At 64.9% G+C, this 19,680-nt stretch carries 18 protein-coding genes; 14 read left to right on the top strand and 4 right to left on the bottom strand.

The features are described from left to right. Window positions 1–37: 37 nt before the first annotated feature. Window positions 38–859, bottom strand: coding sequence for a bifunctional hydroxymethylpyrimidine kinase/phosphomethylpyrimidine kinase (thiD, locus tag DOM57_RS03570; RefSeq protein WP_110647864.1), 822 nt, complete (start codon window positions 857–859; stop codon window positions 38–40). A gap of 238 nt (window positions 860–1,097) precedes the next feature. Between thiD and ndhC the strand changes: the two genes are divergently transcribed. From ndhC to nuoN, 13 genes are all read left to right on the top strand, one after another. Next, a complete protein-coding gene (ndhC, locus tag DOM57_RS03565; RefSeq protein ID WP_110647863.1) occupies window positions 1,098–1,553 on the top strand; it encodes an NADH-quinone oxidoreductase subunit A in 456 nt (151 codons plus the stop codon). 116 nt (window positions 1,554–1,669) lie between these two features. After that, window positions 1,670–2,347 carry a NuoB/complex I 20 kDa subunit family protein gene (locus DOM57_RS03560; protein ID WP_110647862.1) on the top strand — a complete coding sequence of 226 codons (678 nt, stop codon included), beginning with the start codon at window positions 1,670–1,672 and terminating at the stop codon, window positions 2,345–2,347. A gap of 74 nt (window positions 2,348–2,421) precedes the next feature. Next, window positions 2,422–4,221: an NADH-quinone oxidoreductase subunit C/D gene (gene nuoC, locus DOM57_RS03555; RefSeq protein WP_110647861.1), complete on the top strand. Its 1,800-nt coding sequence runs from the start codon at window positions 2,422–2,424 to the stop codon at window positions 4,219–4,221. 12 nt (window positions 4,222–4,233) lie between these two features. After that, entirely contained in the window at window positions 4,234–4,734 is a 501-nt protein-coding gene (gene nuoE / locus DOM57_RS03550; protein WP_204352849.1) for an NADH-quinone oxidoreductase subunit NuoE, read from the top strand. 16 nt (window positions 4,735–4,750) lie between these two features. Then, window positions 4,751–6,091, top strand: coding sequence for an NADH-quinone oxidoreductase subunit NuoF (gene nuoF / locus DOM57_RS03545; RefSeq protein WP_110647859.1), 1,341 nt, complete (start codon window positions 4,751–4,753; stop codon window positions 6,089–6,091). A gap of 15 nt (window positions 6,092–6,106) precedes the next feature. After that, complete coding sequence (nuoG, locus tag DOM57_RS03540; RefSeq protein ID WP_110647858.1) at window positions 6,107–8,908, top strand: NADH-quinone oxidoreductase subunit NuoG; 2,802 nt, start codon at window positions 6,107–6,109, stop codon at window positions 8,906–8,908. After that, window positions 8,905–9,888, top strand: a complete 984-nt coding sequence (gene nuoH, locus DOM57_RS03535) for an NADH-quinone oxidoreductase subunit NuoH (protein WP_110647857.1) — start codon at window positions 8,905–8,907, stop codon at window positions 9,886–9,888. Before nuoG ends, nuoH begins: the two co-directional genes overlap by 4 nt. A 12-nt stretch (window positions 9,889–9,900) precedes the next feature. After that, window positions 9,901–10,449: an NADH-quinone oxidoreductase subunit NuoI gene (gene nuoI / locus DOM57_RS03530; RefSeq protein ID WP_110647856.1), complete on the top strand. Its 549-nt coding sequence runs from the start codon at window positions 9,901–9,903 to the stop codon at window positions 10,447–10,449. Window positions 10,450–10,499: 50 nt separating this feature from the next. Beyond that, window positions 10,500–11,129 (top strand): NADH-quinone oxidoreductase subunit J, encoded by a 630-nt coding sequence (gene nuoJ, locus DOM57_RS03525; RefSeq protein WP_110647855.1) that lies wholly within the window; start codon window positions 10,500–10,502, stop codon window positions 11,127–11,129. Beyond that, the gene (gene nuoK / locus DOM57_RS03520) at window positions 11,126–11,434 is read left to right on the top strand and encodes an NADH-quinone oxidoreductase subunit NuoK (protein ID WP_110647854.1); all 309 of its coding nucleotides are present in this window, start codon (window positions 11,126–11,128) and stop codon (window positions 11,432–11,434) included. The genes nuoJ and nuoK overlap by 4 nt, the downstream gene beginning before the upstream one ends. Beyond that, window positions 11,431–13,296, top strand: a complete 1,866-nt coding sequence (gene nuoL / locus DOM57_RS03515; protein WP_110647853.1) for an NADH-quinone oxidoreductase subunit L — start codon at window positions 11,431–11,433, stop codon at window positions 13,294–13,296. Before nuoK ends, nuoL begins: the two co-directional genes overlap by 4 nt. Before the next feature lie 90 nt (window positions 13,297–13,386). Beyond that, window positions 13,387–14,913, top strand: coding sequence for an NADH-quinone oxidoreductase subunit M (nuoM, locus tag DOM57_RS03510; RefSeq protein WP_110647852.1), 1,527 nt, complete (start codon window positions 13,387–13,389; stop codon window positions 14,911–14,913). Continuing rightward, window positions 14,910–16,370, top strand: coding sequence for an NADH-quinone oxidoreductase subunit NuoN (nuoN, locus tag DOM57_RS03505; protein WP_110647851.1), 1,461 nt, complete (start codon window positions 14,910–14,912; stop codon window positions 16,368–16,370). The genes nuoM and nuoN overlap by 4 nt, the downstream gene beginning before the upstream one ends. 21 nt (window positions 16,371–16,391) lie before the next feature. Here the strand turns inward: nuoN and DOM57_RS03500 are convergent, their stop codons facing one another. Together DOM57_RS03500 and DOM57_RS03495 are read right to left on the bottom strand one after the other, a co-directional pair. Continuing rightward, on the bottom strand, window positions 16,392–17,213 hold the full coding sequence (locus DOM57_RS03500; protein ID WP_110647850.1) for an endonuclease/exonuclease/phosphatase family protein: 822 nt from the start codon (window positions 17,211–17,213) through the stop codon (window positions 16,392–16,394). A 21-nt stretch (window positions 17,214–17,234) separates the two neighbouring features. After that, on the bottom strand, window positions 17,235–17,873 hold the full coding sequence (locus DOM57_RS03495; RefSeq protein ID WP_110647849.1) for a thiol:disulfide interchange protein DsbA/DsbL: 639 nt from the start codon (window positions 17,871–17,873) through the stop codon (window positions 17,235–17,237). Between the two features lie 233 nt (window positions 17,874–18,106). On the opposite strand from DOM57_RS03495, the gene yihA reads away from it, so the two are divergent. Then, the gene (gene yihA / locus DOM57_RS03490; RefSeq protein ID WP_110647848.1) at window positions 18,107–18,724 is read left to right on the top strand and encodes a ribosome biogenesis GTP-binding protein YihA/YsxC; all 618 of its coding nucleotides are present in this window, start codon (window positions 18,107–18,109) and stop codon (window positions 18,722–18,724) included. A 219-nt stretch (window positions 18,725–18,943) separates the two neighbouring features. Here the strand turns inward: yihA and DOM57_RS03485 are convergent, their stop codons facing one another. Continuing rightward, window positions 18,944–19,675, bottom strand: coding sequence for an HAD family hydrolase (locus DOM57_RS03485; RefSeq protein ID WP_110647847.1), 732 nt, complete (start codon window positions 19,673–19,675; stop codon window positions 18,944–18,946). Window positions 19,676–19,680: the final 5 nt, after the last annotated feature.

The following is a 19,680-nucleotide window of genomic DNA, read 5'->3' as shown; positions in this document are numbered from 1 at the left end:
TCTGGCCGGAGAAAATCTGGAACGGTTTGACCGTCGTTTACCACCAGGCATGAAAATGGTGCGGCGGCCCCTTTCCCTGCCCGACGTCGAGGCGATCGCTGGCTTCGAGCGCCCGGTGTAGCCACTGCTTGGCGCTGGCGATGGCATCCTCGACCCGGGACTCGCCGGCGGATAGGCGGGCCAGGCAGGCAGTGATCGCCGAGGAGAGCGCGCATCCCGCTCCGTGCAGGTTCCGCGTAGCCAGGCGCGGAACATCGAGCCAGCGCGTGTCGGTCGGGGTCCATAGCAGATCGGGGCAGCGTTCGAGCGCCAGGTGGCCGCCCTTGAGCAGGCCATAGGGCGATCCCAGTGCCTGCAGATCCGGAATCAGGACTTCCATGGCACCGGGTGAGCTGGGGACTTCGCAGTCGAGCAGCGCCGCCGCTTCCGGCAGGTTGGGGGTGATCACGTCGGCCAGTGGCACCAGCACTTCGCGTACCGCGCGCAAGCCTTCGTCATCCACCAGCCGGTCGCCGCTCTTGGCCACCATTACCGGGTCGAGCACGATCCAGCGCGGTCGGCGTTGCGTCAGCGCTTCGGCGATCGTCTCGGCCACGTCGCGGCTGGCGACCATGCCGATCTTGACCGCGTCGATGGCGACGTCGGCGAGCAGGTTGTCGAGCTGGGCACGAATCAGCGCTGCCGACATCGGCTCCACCCGGCTCACGCCTTGGGTATTCTGGGCGATCACCGCGGTGATCACGTTGGTGGCGTAGACGCCAAGTGCCGAGAACGTCTTGATGTCGGCCTGGAGACCTGCGCCGCCGGAGGGATCGGAGCCGGCAATGGTCAATGCGTTGGGAATCGGAGTGGAAAGCATGTCGTGAACGTTGCAAGAGGCCGTAAAGCGTCTAGCCTAAAACAAGGTAGCCCGTTTACCTAGCCGGGAAATCTTCTCTGTTAGTGACTACCGCTATGCTGGCCCCGCCAGATTTCGTGCGGGACGGCAATTGAACTAATTAGCAGGCTGAGTATTGAGTTATTGGCGTGTAAACTTGTAATCTTACGAAATTGTCAGTTTCGGTCCGCGATATTCATAGTGTCTCGCGAGGAAGCATATGTCCGATCAGGTCTCTGCATGGATCGCCAACTACTGGGCCACCGGTTTGTTCGTGGTAGCGGTCATGGCGCTTTGCGGAATCATGATCGGCGCCGCCAGTCTACTGGGCGGTCGTAGTCGCGGGCGCAGCAAGTCACTCCCCTTCGAGTCCGGCATCGTCGGTGCCGGCACCGCAAGACAGCGGTTTTCCGTCAAGTTCTACCTCGTCGCCATGTTGTTCGTCATTTTCGATATCGAAGCCGTTTATCTGTTCGGCTGGGCCGTCTCCGTACGCGAGGGGGGCTGGACGGGATTGGCGGCGGCGATGGTGTTCATCCTCATTTTGCTGGCCGGCCTGATCTACGACGCGCGTGTCGGCGCTCTCGACTGGGCGCCACGCAAGCGGGGGCACGAAGACGCCCCGCGAGCGCGGGAGCTGGCCGCCGTACCGGGTGTCGAGCGCGATGCACGCTGAGCCGGTCAGGTAAGATCGCTGCGGCGATCGGGACAAAGACAATGGCGGGAGCCCCTCCACCGTGACGGACCGGGACTTCCGCGACCGATTTTCTATCTGGTTTGTTGAGGTTCACCATGCAGTACACCCTGACCCGGGCGGAGGGAGGCGATTCCGCAGCTGAGCGCTATCCCCTAGATCAACGCCAACGCGTCGACGACCCCATGAAACAGCAGGTTCATCGCAACGTCTTCATGGGCAAGCTCGAGGACGTGCTCAACTCGGCGGTGAACTGGGGGCGCAAGAATTCGTTGTGGCCCTATAATTTCGGTCTCTCCTGCTGCTACGTGGAGATGACGACGGCGTTCACCGCGCCTCATGACGTCGCCCGTTTCGGTGCCGAGGTCATCCGTGCCTCTCCGCGCCAGGCCGATTTCATGGTCATTGCCGGTACCTGCTTCATCAAGATGGCACCCGTCATCCAGCAGCTCTACGACCAGATGCTCGAGCCCAAGTGGGTGATCTCGATGGGGTCGTGTGCCAATTCCGGCGGCATGTACGACATCTACTCGGTGGTTCAGGGTGTCGACAAGTTTCTCCCCGTCGACGTTTACGTGCCTGGCTGTCCGCCGCGCCCCGAGGCATTTCTGCAAGGGTTGCAGCTATTGCAGGATTCGATCCAGGAGGAGCGCCGGCCGCTCTCCTGGGTGGTCGGCGACCAGGGCGTCTACCGCGCCGAGATGCCCTCTCAGCGAGAAAAGCATCGCGACCGTCGTATTGCGGTCAAGGAGCTGCGCACCCCGGATGGTATCTAGGACCGCGTCGATCGTCCTTGCCATTGATTCTTGTGGTCGTTCTCGACCATTGATTTTCGTACCGGGGGCCAGCCATGACCGCAGTCGATGATTCTCAAAACGAGGGCAGTGTAACCGCCAGCGCTTGCCGTGCCGGTACTGCCGACATCGTGGCCGAATTGGCGCAGCACTTCGGCGAAGCCGCCTTCACGCCGCAGGCCACGCGCACCGGCATGCCGGTGATCTGGGTCGCCCGCGAGCGCCTGCGCGATGTCCTGACCTGGTTGCGGCAATTGCCCGGGCCGTTCTCGATGCTCTTCGACCTGAGCGCCGTCGACGAGCGCCTGCGCACGCATCGCCGCGGCCTGCCGCCTTCGGACTTCACCGTCTTCTATCAGTTGCTGTCGATCGAGCGAAATGCCGATCTGATGATCAAGGTGGCGCTACCCGAGCGCGACCTGACGCTGCCGTCGGTGTGCGACATCTTCGTCAACGCCAACTGGTACGAGCGCGAAGTGTTCGACCTGTTCGGAGTTCACTTCTCGGGGCATCCGCACCTCACCCGCCTGTTGATGCCGCCGACTTGGAGCGGGCATCCGCTACGCAAGGACTACTCCGCCCGTGCCACCGAGTTCGACCCATACACCCTGACCGTCAAGGGGCAGGAGGTCGAGCAGGAGGCGCTGCGCTTCGATCCCGAGCAGTGGGGCATGCAGCGTCAGGGCGAGGACACCGAGTTCATGTTCCTGAACCTCGGCCCCAATCATCCTTCGGCCCACGGCGCCTTCCGTATCGTGCTGCAACTCGACGGCGAGGAGGTGGTCGACTGCGTGCCGGACATCGGCTACCACCACCGTGGCGCCGAAAAGATGGCCGAGCGTCAGTCCTGGCATAGCTACATCCCCTATACCGATCGCGTCGACTACACCGGTGGGGTGATGAATAACCTGCCCTATGTGCTGGCGGTGGAGAAACTGGCCGGGATCACGGTGACCGACCGTGCCAAGACGATCCGCGTGATGATGGCGGAGCTGTTCCGCATCAACAGTCACCTGCTGTTTCTCGGCACCTATCTGCAGGATCTGGGGGCGATGACGCCGGTGTTCTTTACCTTCACCGATCGCCAGAAGGCCTACGAGGTGATCGAGGCGATCACCGGCTTTCGCATGCACCCGGCCTGGTATCGCATCGGCGGCACGGCCCACGACCTGCCCAACGGCTGGAACAAATTGATGCAGGGTTTCGTCGACTGGATGCCCAAGCGCCTGGCTGAGTACGAGCGGGCGATGATGGACAATGCCATCGTGCGCGACCGCACCCGGCATGTCGCCGCCTTCGATACCCGTCAGGCGCTCGACTGGGGGGTGACCGGGCCCAACCTGCGCGCCACCGGGCTCGACTTCGACCTGCGCAAGAAGCGCCCTTACTCCGGCTACGAGAACTTCGATTTCGAGGTACCCACCGGCGCCAACGGCGATGCCTTCGATCGCGGCATGATGCGCATCGAGGAGATGCGCCAGAGCGTGCGCATCATCCAGCAGTGCATCGATCACATGCCGGCCGGCGACTACAAGGCCGACCATCCGCTGACCACGCCGCCGCCGCGGGAAAAGATGCTCCAGCACATCGAGACCCTGATCACTCACTTCCTGCAGGTTTCCTGGGGGCCGGTACTGCCGGCCAACGAGTCGCTGCAGATGATCGAGGCGACCAAGGGCATCAACAGCTACTACCTGACCAGCGACGGCAGCACCATGAGCTACCGCACGCGCATTCGTACGCCCAGCTTTCCGCATCTGCAGCAGATCCCCGCCGTCATGCGCGGCGGTTTCGTGCCGGATCTGATCGCGCACCTGGGCAGTATCGATTTCGTCATGGCCGACGTGGACCGGTGAGAGATGACTGACATGAACACGACCGCCACCATCGCCAGCGACGCCTTCGTCCTCGACCCCGCCGACCGCGAGGCGATTCTCGAAGAGCGCGCGCACTATCCCTATCCACAGGCCGCCAGCATCGAGGCGCTGAAGATCGTGCAGAAGCGTCATGGCCACGTGCCGGACGGCGCCATACCGGCGATCGCCGAGACGCTGGGCATTCGCGTCGCCGATGTCGAAGGAGTGGCGACCTTCTACAGCCTGATCTTTCGCCAGCCGGTCGGCCGCCACGTGATCCTGATCTGCGACAGCAGTTCCTGTTTCCTGACCGACTACGAGGAGCTGCGCGACGCCTTCATCGAACATCTCGGCATCCAGATGGGCCAGACCACGGCGGACGGCCGCTTCACCCTGCTGCCGGTATGCTGCCTCGGCGCCTGCGATCGTGGCCCGGCGATCCTGATCGGCGAAGACCTGCATGGACCGGTCAAGCCCGCCGAGATTCCGCAGTTGCTGGAGGGCTACTTATGAAGTCGGAGAAAGAGGCATGAGCCGCATTCTGCAACCGGCCAGTGAACGCCACGCCGAGACCCACCCGCTGACCTGGCGCCTGCACGACGACGAAAGTCCGGTGCTGTACGACGAGTACCGCGCCACCCAGGGCTACGATGCGGTCATCAAGGCGCTCGAGAAGTTCACCCCCGAGTCGCTCACCGACGAGGTCAAGGCGGCCAACCTGCGCGGGCGCGGCGGCGCCGGTTTCTCCGCCGGCATGAAGTGGAGCCTGACCATGAAGGGCGAGGGCGTACCGCGCGGCTATATCGTCTGCAACGCCGACGAGATGGAGCCGGGCACCTTCAAGGATCGCCTGTTGATGGAGCAGCAGCCCCACCTGCTGATCGAAGGCATGATCCTCGCCGGTTATGCCAATCGCGCCAGGCAGGGCTATATCTTCCTGCGAGGCGAATACCATCTCGCCGCTGCATCCATTCAATGCGCGCTGCGTGAGGCCCGAGCCAACGGCTGGCTGGGGCCGGACGTGGGCGGCAGCGGTTACGACTTCGATATCGCCCTGCACACCGGCGCCGGGCGCTACATCTGCGGCGAGGAGACCGCGCTGATCAACTCGCTGGAGGGCAAGCGCGCCAATCCACGCGCCAAGCCGCCGTTTCCCGGCCAGTCCGGCGCCTGGGGCCTGCCCACCGTGGTCAACAACGTCGAGACGCTGTGCAACGTGCCGGGCATCATCAATCATGGCGTCGACTGGTTTCAGGGCTTTTCGGGTGGGCAGAGCACCGACGGCGGCAGCAAGCTCTATGGCGTCTCCGGCAAGGTGAAGCAGCCTGGGTTGTGGGAGTTGCCGATGGGCACGACCGGCCGCGAGATTCTCGAACGTGCCGGCGGCATGCGCGACGGCCTGACGCTCAAGAGCTGGCTGCCCGGCGGCGGCAGTACCGGCTTCCTGCTGCCGGAGCATCTCGAGCTGGCGCTCGATTTCGACACCATCGGCAAGGCGGGCAGCCGCATGGGAACGGGGCTTTTGACCGTGGTTGCCGACAACCAGAGCATGGTGTCGTTGACCCGCAATCTCGAGGAGTTCTTCGCCCGCGAGTCCTGCGGCTGGTGCACGCCATGCCGCGACGGCCTGCCGTGGAGCGTCAAGCTGCTGCGCGCGCTGGAGGCGGGCGAGGGCGAGTCCGGCGATATCGAGCTGCTCGAACAGATGGCCCGCGATCTCGGCCCCGGCAAGACCTTCTGCGCCCACGCGCCGGGGGCGGCGATGCCGCTGGCATCCGCCATTCACTATTTCCGTGACGAGTTCGAGCGCGGCATCACCCGGCCAAGGGGTGAGGCCCACGCGGACCCGATCCCGGTCGGCAGCGTGTAGGAGGAGTTGGACGCCATGGCCACCATTCACGTCGACGGCAACGACTACGAGGTCGAAGACAGCGACAACCTGCTCCACGCCTGTCTCTCGCTGGGGCTGGACGTTCCCTACTTCTGCTGGCATCCGGCGATGGGCAGCGTCGGCGCCTGCCGCCAGTGCGCGGTAAAGCAGTACAAGGACGCCGACGATACCCGCGGCATGCTGGTGATGTCGTGCATGGCGCCGGTGAAGGACGACGCCTATATCTCGATCGACGACGAGGAGGCCAAGGCCTTTCGCGAGACGGTGATCGAATGGCTGATGGTCAACCATCCCCACGACTGCCCGGTGTGCGAGGAGGGCGGCCACTGCCATCTGCAGGACATGACGGTGATGACCGGCCACGACCGCCGCCGTTACCGCTTCCGCAAGCGCACCCATCGCAACCAGGACCTGGGGCCGTTCATCGCCCACGAGATGAACCGCTGCATCACCTGCTACCGCTGCACGCGCTTCTATCAGGACTATGCCGGCGGCGAGGACCTTGGCGCCTTCGGCGCCCACGACAACGTCTATTTCGGCCGTTATCAGGATGGCACGCTCGAAAGCGAGTTCTCCGGCAATCTCACCGAGGTCTGTCCGACCGGGGTGTTCACCGACCAGACCCACTCCCAGCAGTACACCCGCAAGTGGGACCTGCAATTCGCGCCGAGCGTCTGCCACCAGTGCGCGACCGGTTGCAACATCAGCCCCGGCGAGCGCTACGGCGACATCCGGCGGATCGAGAACCGCTACCACGGCGACGTCAACGGCTACTTCCTCTGCGATCGCGGGCGCTTCGGTTACGGTTACGTCAATCGCAAGGATCGTCCGACCCGGCCCGAGAGCCATCAGCGAGTGATGGAAAGCCGTCAACGGCTGGCCGACGGTCGGCCCCCCGTGGAATCGGCGACGCTGCTGGAGGTGGACGAAGCGCTGGATCGTGCCGCCGACGGCCTGCGTGGTGCCAAGCGAATCATTGGCATCGGTTCTCCACGCGCGAGCCTGGAAAGCAATCATCGTCTGCGTGAACTGGTCGGTGCTGCCAACTTCTCCACCGGCATCGAGGCGGGCGAACTGGCGCGAATCCGTCGGATGGAAGCGCTCAACCGCGAAACCGGTCTGGCAACGCCCAGCCTGCGCGAGATCGAACACTGCGATGCCATTCTGGTGCTCGGCGAGGACCTGATCCAGAGTGCCGCCCGGATCGGTCTGTCGGTACGCCAGGCGGTACGCGGCAAGGGCGCCGAGCTGGGCGCGGCGCGCGGCATCCCCGGATGGAACGCCGAAGCGATCAAGACCATCGCCCAGGACGCTGGCCATCCGCTGTTCCTGGCCACGCCGGATGCCACCAAACTCGACGGTATCGCGGCCCATGCCGAACGTGCCGCCCCCGACGACATCGCCCGCCTGGGCTTCGCCGTGGCCCATGCGCTCGATCCCACCGCGCCGGCGGTCGAAGGGCTGGATGATACCGCGGCGCGGCTGGTCGAGCGTATCGCCGACGCCCTGCTGACGGCGAAGAAACCGTTGGTTATCGCCGGCGATTCGCTGGGCTCGATGGCGATCCTCGAAGCCGCCGGCAACGTCGCCCGCGCGCTCAAGCGCCGCCAGAAAGACGATGCCGGTCTGACGCTGGTGCGCCGCGAGGCCAATAGCGTCGGTCTCGGGCTGCTGGGCGGCGAATCCCTCGACTGGGCATTGGAGAATCTTGCCAATGGCGAAGCCGATGGCGCGGTGATTCTCGAGAACGATCTCTATGCCCGGCTGCCGGCGGCACGCGTGGACAGCGCACTGAGTCGCGCCTCCGCCGTGGTGGTGGTCGACCATCAGCGCACGCCGACCTGGGAGCGGGCGGACATCGGCCTGCCAGCCGGCACTTTTGCCGAAAGCGACGGCACCCTGGTCAGTCTGGAAGGCCGGGCGCAGCGCTTCTATCAGGTCTTCGATCCCGGTTACATGCGCCCCGAGACCCGCATTCGCGAGAGCTGGCGCTGGCTGCATGCGCTGCACGCGACGATCGAGCGCCGGGCGGTGGAGACGGTGCTGTTGGACGACCTGAGCGAGGCGGTGTCCAAGGACGCGCCGGCCTTCGCCCCGCTGCACCAGGACACACCGGCGGCGTTGTTCCGCATTCACGGCCTGAAGCTGGCCCGCGAACCGCACCGCTACAGCGGCCGCACCGCGATGCGCGCCAATATCGACGTCAACGAGCCGCGGGCGCCGATCGATCTCGACACGCCGTTCGCGTTCTCGATGGAAGGCTATGCCGGCTTCCGCGAGCCGCGCCGCGACGTCGCCTTCGCCTGGGCGCCGGGCTGGAACTCGCCGCAGGCGTGGAACAAGTTTCAGGACGAGGTCGGCGGTCATCTGCGCGCCGGCGATCCCGGCGTGCGCTTGTTTCCGGCGCCGAGCGTGGCCGGTGGCTATTGCGACGAGATCCCCGAGGCATTCACGCCGCGTGACGGCGAGTGGCAGGTGATCGACCTGCCGCAATTGTTCGGCGGCGACGAGATGTCGCGCCGGGCGGCGCCGATCCAGGCGCGCATGTCGGCGCCCTGGGTCGCGCTCAACGAGACCGATGCCGCGGCACTGGGCGTCGATGACGATGATCCGGTCGCGATCACGCTCGATGGCGAAACCTTCTCGTTGCCGGCACGGCGCCGGCCGGGCCTGCCGCGCGGCGTGGCCGGCCTGCCGAGCGGCCTGTTGGGTGACGTCGCCAGGGCGCTGACGCCGGGCGCCATTCGCTGGGGCCGCCTGATGCGAGACGACTCGGCCCGGGAGGATCGCCCATGAGCTGGTGGACACCACAAGTCGAGGCGACGCTGATCGCCATGATCCAGGCGGTGGTCATCCTGCTGGTGGTCGTGGTCGCCGGCGCGCTGCTGAGCATGGTCGAGCGACGCCTGCTGGCGCTGTGGCAGGATCGCTACGGCCCCAACCGGGTCGGCCCGTTCGGGCTTTTGCAGATCGCCGCCGACATGCTCAAGATCTTCTTCAAGGAGGACTGGACCCCGCCGTTCGCCGACCGCACCTTCTTCGTGCTGGCGCCGGCGATCGCCATGTCCTCGCTGCTGCTGTCGTTCATGATCATCCCGATCTCGCCGAGCTGGGGCGTGGCCGATCTCAACATCGGCGTGCTGTTCTTCTTCGCCATGGCCGGCATCAACGTCTATGCGGTGCTGTTCGCCGGCTGGGCCAGCGGCAACAAGTACGCCCTGCTCGGCGCGCTGCGCGCCTCGGCCCAGACGCTCTCCTACGAAGTGTTTATGGGGCTGGCGCTGATGGGTATCGTCGCCATGACCGGTTCGTTCAACATGCGCGACATCGTCAATGCGCAGGAGAATGTCTGGTTCATCATCCCGCAGTTCTTCGGCTTCTGTACCTTCGTCATCGCCGGTATCGCGGTGACGCACCGCCATCCGTTCGATCAGCCGGAAGCCGAACAGGAGTTGGCCGACGGCTACCACATCGAATATTCCGGCATGAAGTGGGGCATGTTCTTCGTCGGCGAGTACATCGGCATCGTGCTGATCTCGGCGCTGTTGGTGACGCTGTTCTTCGGCGGCTGGCACGGCCCGCTGCTGCCGCCGATGGTGTGGTTCCTGCTCAAGACGTTGTTCTTCGTGATCCTGTTCGTGCTGCTGCGGGCGGCGTTGCCGCGGCCGCGCTACGACAAGGTGATGAGCTTCGGCTGGAAGGTGTGTCTGCCACTGACACTCGTCAATCTATTGATCACCGGGGCGATGATTCTGCTCATCGACCCGGGCGTCTAAGGAGGATCTTTCATGTGGCGTCAGATCCAGAAAATCGTCAACGGCACCGGCACGCAGTTGCGCACGCTGTGGATGGTGTTCTCGCATGCCTGGCGCAAGCGCGAGACGGTGCAGTATCCGGAAGAGCCGGTCTATCTGCCGCCGCGCTATCGCGGACGCATCGTGCTCACCCGCGATCCGGACGGCGAGGAGCGCTGCGTCGCCTGCAACCTGTGCGCGGTGGCGTGTCCGGTGGCCTGTATCTCGCTGCAGAAGGGCGAGAAGGAGGATGGCCGCTGGTATCCGGAGTTCTTCCGTATCAACTTCTCGCGCTGCATCTTCTGCGGCATGTGCGAGGAGGCGTGTCCGACCTCGGCGATCCAACTGACCCCGGATTTCGAGATGAGCGAGTACCAAAGACAGGAGCTGGTCTACGAGAAAGAGGATCTGATGATCGCGGGCACGGGCAAGGATCACAACACCAATTTCTATCGCGTGGCGGGATTGTCGATCGCCGGCAAGGACAAGGGCGAGGCGCAGAACGAGGCCGAGCCTATCGATGTCAAGACATTGATGCCGTAGTCGTCGTAAGGAAGCACATAGGGGCGTTACGCCGCCGTTGGGAGAGAAGCATGCAAATCGCGTTTTACTTGAGCGGCCTGGTCGCGATTCTCGCCACGCTGCGCGTGGTCACCGGCACGCATCCGGTGCACGCGCTGCTCTATCTGATCGTCTCGCTGATCAGTGTGGCGATGGTGTTCTTCGCTCTCGGCGCGCCCTTTGCCGGCGCGTTGGAGATCATCGTCTACGCCGGGGCGATCATGGTGCTGTTCGTGTTCGTGGTGATGATGCTCAACCTCGGCGAGTCGGTGGTCGAGCAGGAGCGGGCCTGGCTCACGCCACGGCTGTGGAGGGGGCCGGCGGTGCTCACGCTCATTCTGCTGATCGTGATGGTGGTCACGCTGGTCAGCGGCGATTACGACGGCAGCATCAGCGGCGATACCCTGAGCGCCAAGCTGGTCGGTATTTCACTGTTCGGCCCTTACCTGGTGGTGGTCGAACTGGCGGCGATGCTGTTGCTGGCGGCGCTGGTAGCGGCTTCTCACCTCGGCCGCAGCGAGGCCCATGACGAGGCCGACCAGGTTCGCGAACGTCAGCGCGAACGCTACGAGGCGGCGCGTTCGGCACCCGACGAACCCCGGGGAGAGACGCCGCTGGCGTCATCCCGCGACGACACCGGCGCTCGGGAGGGCAGAGCATGAACGGTATCCCCATGGAGCATGGCCTGATCCTGGCGGCGATTCTGTTCGTGCTGGGGCTGGCCGGGTTGATGACGCGACGCAATATGGTGTTCGTGCTGATGAGCCTGGAGATCATGATGAATGCGGCGGGGCTGGCATTCATCGTCGCCGGCACGCACTGGCAGCAGGCGGACGGGCAGGTGATGTTCCTGATGGTGATCACGCTGGCGGCGGCGGAAGCGAGCGTGGGGTTGGCACTGTTGATGCAGCTCTACCGCCGCTTCAAGACTCTCGATATCGATGCGGCTAGCAGGTTGCGCGGATGAGCCCTCTCACATACCTCACACTCGTTGGTACCTTCGTCTTCCCACTGCTGGGGTCGCTGATCCTGGCGCTCTCCTTCGGGCGTTTGTCCGAGCGCGCCAGCGCCACCGTCGGCGTCGCCGCCATCGGGCTGGCGGCGCTGTGCGCGCTATGGGTCGGGATCGACTTCTACGATCACGGCAAGGCGGCACAGACGCTGACCCTGTGGCACTGGATCGCGGTGGGCGATTTCCAGCCCACCGTCGGCCTGATGCTGGACGGGCTCTCGCTGACGTTGCTCGGCGTGATCACCGGCGTCGGCTTCTTCATCCACCTGTTCGCGGCCTGGTACATGCGCGGCGAGGAGGGCGTGACGCGCTTCTTCTGCTACATGAACCTGTTCGTGTTCAGCATGGTTCTGCTGGTGCTGGGCGACAACCTGCTGTTGCTCTACTTCGGTTGGGAAGGCGTGGGGCTGTGCAGCTATCTGCTGATCGGCTACTACTACCGCACCTCGGCCAACGGCTGGGCCGCGTTCAAGGCGTTCGTCATCACGCGTACCGGCGACGTCTTCCTCGCCATCGGCATGTTCCTGCTGTTTGTCGAACTGGGTTCGCTCAACATCCAGACGCTGCTGGCGCGGGCACCGGAAGCCTGGGCCCAGGGCGACCCGATGGCGCAACTCGCCGCGCTGATGCTGCTCGGCGGGGCGGTGGGCAAGTCGGCCCAGCTACCGCTGCAGACCTGGCTGGCGGACGCCATGGCGGGCCCGACGCCGGTGTCGGCGCTGATCCATGCCGCCACCATGGTGACCGCCGGGGTCTATCTGATCGCACGCACCCAGGGCATCTTCCTGCTGGCGCCCGACGTGCTGCTGCTGGTCGGCGTGATCGGGGCGCTGACGCTGCTGATCGCCGGTTTCGCCGCCCTGGCGCAGACCGATATCAAGCGCGTGCTGGCCTATTCCACCATGAGCCAGATCGGCTACATGTTCCTGGCTCTGGGCTGCGGTGCCTTCGACGCCGCGATCTTCCACCTGATGACGCACGCTTTCTTCAAGGCGCTGCTGTTCCTCTCCGCCGGTTCGGTGATCATCTGCACCCACCATGAGCAGGACATGCGCCGTCTCGGCGGGCTGTGGCGCAAGTTGCCGCTGACCTATGCCGGTTTCGTGGTCGGCGGCGCGGCGCTGGCGGCCCTGCCGCTGGTCACCGCCGGCTTCTACAGCAAGGACGCCATTCTGGTCTCGGCGCTGGCCTCCGGGCATTTCGTCCTGATGCTCGCCGGACTGCTCGGCGCGCTGCTGACCTCGATCTATACCGTACGTCTTATCCTCGGCACCTTCCACGGCAGACCCAAGAGCGATCATGCGCGTAACGCCCAGGCCGGCAAGGGGCTGGTGCATGGCCTGCCGCTGGTGGTGCTGATCGTGATGTCGACGGCGATCGGTGCCCGACTCACCCCGCCCTTGGACGACGTCTTGCCACCGAGCCCGGTCGACGAGGGGGTTGGCGCCCACGTGCTGGCGTTCGCCGCCATGCTGGTGGCGGTGGGCGGCGTGCTGTTCGCGCTGTGGCTGTTCAGGCGCAGGCGCGATCTGGTGCGACGCGCCGTGGCCGATCGGCGCGGTGCCCGGCTGTGGACGCTGTGGCACAACGCCTGGGGTTTCGATGCCCTTTACGACCGCCTGTTCGTGCGTCCCTACCGGGGGCTGGTGTGGCTCAATCGTGGCGACTGGATCAACGCGCTGTGCAACCTGGCACCGTGGCTGGCGCGCGTTTCGCATCACGGCCTGCGCCTGACCCAGACCGGCCGGCTGCGCCACTATGCGCTGTCGATGGTGCTGGGCAGCACGCTGCTGCTGGCGTTCCTGTTGGTGGGCTGACGACATGCGTCATCACGCGGCTCACGGCGCGGGCTCGGCCCGGGAATACCGGCGGACAATGGAATTCACTCTATCGCGGATGGCTGATTCATGACTCTGGTCTGGCTGATTCTGATCCCTTTCATCGGTGGGCTGCTGTGCTGGCAGGCCGAGCGCTTCGGCGACCAGGCGCCGCGTTGGATTGCGCTGGCGACCATGCTGTTGGAGCTCGCGATGGTGCTGGCGCTGTGGGCCGGGACCGATTTCAGCCTGCCCGCCACCGGGGCCGAAAACGCCTGGGCGCTCGAATGGCAAGCCGACTGGATTCCGCGCTTCGGTATCCAGGTGCATCTGGCGCTCGACGGCCTGTCGCTGATCATGATCGCGCTGACCGGCTTGCTGGGGGCGATGGCGGTGATCTGCTCCTGGCGCGAGATCGTGCGTCGGGTGGGGTTCTTCCATCTCAACCTGCTGTGGATTCTCGGCGGCGTGGTCGGCGTCTTCCTCGCCATCGACCTGTTCCTGTTCTTCCTGTTCTGGGAAATGATGCTGGTGCCGATGTACTTCCTGATCGCCTTGTGGGGACACAGCGGCTCGAAGGGGAGTTCACGCATTGGCGCGGCAACCAAGTTCTTCATCTACACCCAGGCCAGCGGCCTGCTGATGCTGATCGCGATTCTGGGGCTGGTCTTCGTCCACCACGCCGCCACCGGCGAATACACCTTCGCCTACGCCGATCTGCTCGATACACCGCTGGACGAGACTACGGCCTGGTGGCTAATGCTCGGCTTCTTCGTGGCCTTCGCGGTCAAGCTGCCGGTGGTGCCGCTGCACGGCTGGCTGCCGGATGCCCATGCCCAGGCACCGACGGCGGGTAGCGTCGATCTCGCCGGCATCCTGCTCAAGACCGCCGCCTACGGCATGCTGCGCTTCGCCCTGCCGCTGTTTCCGGAGGCCTCGCAGGCATTCGCGCCGGTGGCGATGACGCTGGGATTGATCGGCATCTTCTACGGCGCGATTCTCGCCTGCGGCCAGCAGGACCTGAAGCGCCTGATCGCCTACACCAGCATTTCCCACATGGGCTTCGTGCTGATCGGCATCTACGCCGGCACCGAGCTGGCGTTGCAGGGGGTGGTGGCGCTGATGGTCGCGCACGCCTTTTCGGCGGCGGGGCTGTTCATTCTCTCGGGCCAGCTCTACGAGCGCCTGCATACCCGCGACATGCGCCAGATGGGCGGCTTGTGGGGGCGCATCCGTGGCCTGCCGGGGTTCGCGCTGTGCTTCGTCGCCGCCTCGCTGGGGCTGCCCGGTACCGCCAACTTCGTCGGCGAGTTCATGGTGATGTTCGGCACCTTCGGCGTCGCGCCCTGGATCGTGGCGATCGCCAGCCTCGGCTTGATCCTGGCGGCGATCTACTCACTGTTCATCATGCAGCGGGTCTACTACGGGCCACCGGCCGAGGAAACCTCGTTCGGCGGACTCGACCGACGTGAGACGGTACTGCTGTTCGGCATCGTCGCCCTGGTGGTGTTGTTCGGCGTCTACCCCCAACCGTTGCTGGAGACTTCCGCCGGTGCCATGCAGATCGTGCAACACACCGTCGAGCGAGCCGGGGCGATGACGGGAGGTGCCCAATGAGCCACTCCGCGACCCTGGCGCTGCTGGCCATTTCGCCGCTGATTCTGGTCAGCCTCACCGTCATCGTGGTGATGCTGTCGATCGCCTGGCGGCGCAACCACACCCTGAGCGCGACGCTGACCGCCATCGGTCTCAACGCCGCGCTGCTGGCGTTGCTGTTCGGCTGGACGCTGGGCCCGGTCGACGTTACCGGGCTGCTGGTGGTCGATGATCTTTCCCGTTTCGGCGGTGTACTGGTGCTGATGTCGACGCTCGCCTGCCTGACCCTGGCGCACCACTACCTGGAGGGCTATGACGGGCCGCGCGACGAATTCTATCTGTTGCTGTCGAGCGCCGCCGCCGGTGGCCTGGTACTGGTCTCGGCGCGTCACATGGCGACGCTGTTCTTCGGCATCGAGCTTTTGTCGATGCCGCTGTTCGGGATGCTCGCCTACACCTTCCGCGATCGTGGCGCGCTGGAGAGCGGCATCAAGTACATGGTGCTGTCGGCGGCGGCAACCGCCTTTCTGCTGTTCGGCATGGCGCTGCTCTACGCAGTGACCGGCACGCTGGCTTTCGACGAACTGGGCGCGGCGCTCGCCACCTACGGTAGCGACGCCTGGCTGCTGGCCGGCGCGGGCATGCTGCTGGTCGGGCTGGCGTTCAAGCTCTCCATCGTGCCGTTCCACCTGTGGACGCCGGACGTCTACCAAGGCGGCCCCGGACCGGCGACGACCTTCCTCGCCACCGCCAGCAAGGTCGCGGTGTTCCTGGTATTGCTGCGGCTGTTCCAGTCGGCGCTGGCCCTGCACGAAGGATGGTGGAGCGATCTGCTCGGATTCATCGCCCTGATCACCATGCTGGTGGGGAACCTGCTGGCGCTGACCCAGAACGATCTCAAGCGCCTGCTGGGCTATTCATCGATTGCCCACTTCGGCTATCTGCTGGTGGCGCTGGTGGTCAACGATGGCCTCGCGGTCGAAACGGTCGGCGTCTATCTGGTTACCTACGTGTTGACCACGCTGGGCGCTTTCGGCGTGGTCACGCTGGTCTCGAGCCCCTACATCGCCACCGGCGGCACCGCCGATGCCAGTCCATTGCACCACTATCGCGGGCTGTTCTGGCGGCGGCCCTACCTGACCGCGGTGATGACCGTATCGATGCTGTCGCTGGCGGGGATTCCATTTACCGCCGGCTTCATCGGCAAGTTCTACATCGTCGCCGTGGGCGTCGAGGCCCATCGCTGGTGGCTGGTCGGTGGCGTGGTCGTCGGCAGTGCGATCGGGCTCTACTACTATCTGCGGGTGATGGTGACGCTATTCCTGCACGAGCCCGGGATGCAGCGCCGCGATGCCACCCACGACTGGGCCGAGCGCGCCGGCGGCATGGTGGTGCTCGGCGTCGCCACCCTGGTGATCCTGCTCGGACTCTACCCGACGCCGATGATCGACTGGGTGCACTGGGTGGCGGGATCGTGATTTCCGTTCCGCCGGGGGAAATCAGGAGGCGCTGCGTTCCCCGGTCAACCCGATACTGACCCGGCACGCCGTCGGCAGGTGGATGTCGACCGCTACCGGCAGATGGTCGGAGAACAACGCCTCCAGTACCCGTGGCTTGTCGGCATGCAGCGACGACGACAGCAGGATGTGATCGAGTGCCCGGCGTGGCTGCCAGGCCGGATAGCTGAGCAGCGGTTTGAGCGGATTGAGATCGAGCGCCTGGCAGAAGCGCGGGTGGGCCTGGAGCTGTTCGGGCGTGCAGTTGAGGTCGCCCATCACCACCACGTGACGCAACGGACGGATGATCTCGCCCAGATAATCCAGCTGGCGCAGCCGGCCGCGCTGGCCCAGTGCCAGATGGGCGACGAAAACATGCAGTGCATCGGGGCCATCGCCGTAGCGCGCATGGATGGCGCCGCGTCCGGGCAGCATGCCGGGCAGGCGATGCTCGTCGATCCGGTTGGGCTTCAGCCGCGACAGCAACCCGTTGCTGTGCTGGGCGACCTGGCCCAGGTTGCGATTGAGCTGCTGGAAGTGGAAATCGAAGGCCGAGCGCTTGGCCAGGTATTCGACCTGATTGACGTTATTGGAACGGAAGCTGCCGCCGTCGACCTCCTGCAGGCCGACGATATCGAATCCCGCCAGCGTGCCGGCGACCACATCCAGGCGTGAGCGCCGCTTGGGATGCGGCAGCAGATGCTGCCAGCTGCGCGTCACGTAGTGGTGGTAGGCCGAGGTATGAATACCGACCTGCAGGTTGCAGGTCAGCAGTTTCAGCGTCGGCGCGACCTCGCTGGCGGGTGTCGAGACGGCTAGAGACATGGCGTCGCTTCCGACATGGTGTTATTTCGCCTCGGCGCGTTCTTGGCGAACCTTCTCGATCAGCGCGCTGGCGATCTTGGGCATGTTTTCCAGCGAGCCCGCGGTATTGGGCGTGACGACGTAGCGGCCATCGACGATCAGATCCGGCACGCCCATCAGCTTGTAGCCGCGCATCTTGGCGGAGGCCTGCTGGATCTGGCTCTTCACGCCGAAGGAGTTGAGCGCCTTGAGGGCCTCGTCCTTGCTGACGCCGTAGTCGGTGAAGAACTCGGCAATGTCGTCCTCGTCGGTCAGGCGCTGGCCGCCCTTGTGGATGGCGTCGAAAAAGTCCTGGCGCAGTTTCTCTTCGATGCCGAGTTGTTCGGCCGCATAGAAGGCCTTGGCATGCTGTTCCCAGACCTGTCCGAGCGGTGCCGCCATACGGTCGAAGGTGACGTCGTCGGGGAGCTCGGCAACCCATTCGTTGAGCGGACCTTCCAGGGCGTAGCAGTGCGGGCAGCCGTACCAGAACACTTCGGTGACCTCGATCTGGTCCGCCGGAACTTCCGTTTTCATCGGCTCGTCGACGACTTCGTAGTCCTGGCCTTCGACGATATCCGCCGCCATGACGGCGCCCGAGAACGTGATGCCGGCCAATAGCGCCACAAACGACTTGATCATGCGTTACTGCTCCTGAATGTCAGAAAGGCTTGTTGGTGATATCAGACTGCGTGCTGTTGGAGCGCCAAAGGGGCTCGGAGGTTCCATCGGTTCTTGCTAGCCTGCTACCGACCCTATCAGGCTAGCCTGACAGAAATGCGACGGAAAGCGTAGACCCGCACGGCGCTCATCCGGCGGGGCTGCATGTTACACTGCGCGCCGAATTCCCCTCGTACCGCCGCCAGAGCCCCGCCATGACCGCGACGCCAAACCGCCTCAACTACCAAACGGCCCGCTTTCTGATCAGTGCGCCGACGCTGGCCCAATGCCCGGCCGACGACGGCGTCGAGATAGCGTTCGCCGGCCGTTCCAACGCCGGCAAGTCCAGCGCGATCAATACGCTGACCCAGCAGAAGGCGCTGGCGCGGACCTCGAAGACGCCGGGGCGCACCCAGTTGATCAACTTCTTTACGCTGCAGAACGACGAGGCTCGACGGCTGGTCGATCTGCCCGGCTACGGTTACGCCAAGGTGCCGGAGGCGATGAAGAAGGAGTGGCAGGCGCATCTGGCCGACTATCTGCATCGCCGCCGCTCGTTGGCCGGTCTCATTCTGCTGATGGACGTGCGTCATCCGCTGAGCGAGTTCGACGTTCAGCTACTGGAAATGGCCGACGACCGCGAGTTGCCGGTGCATATCCTGCTGACCAAGGCCGACAAGCTGAAGCAGGGGCCGGCCAAGGCCTCGCTGCAGCAGGTCAGGAAGCGGCTGGCCGAGTGGGAAGACCTGGTCAGCGTGCAACTGTTCTCCTCGCTCAAGCGCCAGGGGCTGGATCAGGCTTACGCTGTCATGGATCGTTGGTTGGCCGATTAATATCCACCTGGACTATCGACTCATTCGAATCTCTGCTGAATTCACCTCCCACTGAATGTGCCACCCCAATGACGCCTATTCAGGACGGCGCTGGATGACGATCGCTCGTGCTCGGGTCTTGCCCCTCACGTCAACGAGCACGAGAGTGGTCAAGTCTCGAACAGTCGTGATCTGCTGAAACGGGAATAAGCCATCCGATTGGCGTGGCGCCGGATGACTTCAAGTCTGCCGACGATCCAGCTGGGCAACGATCCCCGGCAGCTCCCGCACGTGGGTCACCCGCGTCACCCGAGGCGGCAGCTCCCGCTCGCCTTCGTCCTTGGCGTCGATCCATACAGCGTGCATGCCGAGCCGCTGCGCGGGGAGCACGTCCTCCTCCCAGGAATCGCCGACATGCAGCGCGCGGTAGGGTTGCGCACCGAGCCGGGCCAGCGCCGAGAGGAACGGGCGAGAGTCCGGCTTGGGGGCGTGCATCTCGCCGGCGAGGATGATCGCGTCGAAGTGGTGGTCCAGCGACAGCCGGCGCACGTCGACGTTGCCGTTGGTGATGATGCCGAGCCGGTAGCGACGCGCCCAGGCCTCGAACATCGGCGCGACTTCCGGATAGGGCGTGATGGTGTGGCGCAGCGCCATGAACTGCTCGAATCCGGCCGCCGCCCAGCGTTCGGCTTCCGTCCGGGGCAGGCCATGCTCGACCAGGATCTCGAACATCGCGCGCTCGCGAATCCAGCTATGGTCGCCGCGCTGGAGCGGAAAGCGTCGCATCAATGCCTGGCGGTGGCGCTGATAGGCTTCCAGCGGGAAGGCTTCGGCCAGCGGCGTGGAGACGATTTTCAGGGCGTCGATCTGTTCGCCCAGCCACTGATAGTGCGTGGGTTCGGCATGGGCCATGACCGGGCCGTTGTGCCACAGCGTATCGTCGAGGTCGAAGGTAATGGCGTCCAGGGACATGACGT

The organism is Salinicola peritrichatus, from assembly GCF_003206715.1.
Classification (GTDB): Bacteria; Pseudomonadota; Gammaproteobacteria; order Pseudomonadales; family Halomonadaceae; genus Salinicola; species Salinicola peritrichatus.
The sequence above is the reverse complement of the archived record's forward strand: the minus strand, read 5'-3'. Positions and strand labels throughout refer to the sequence as shown.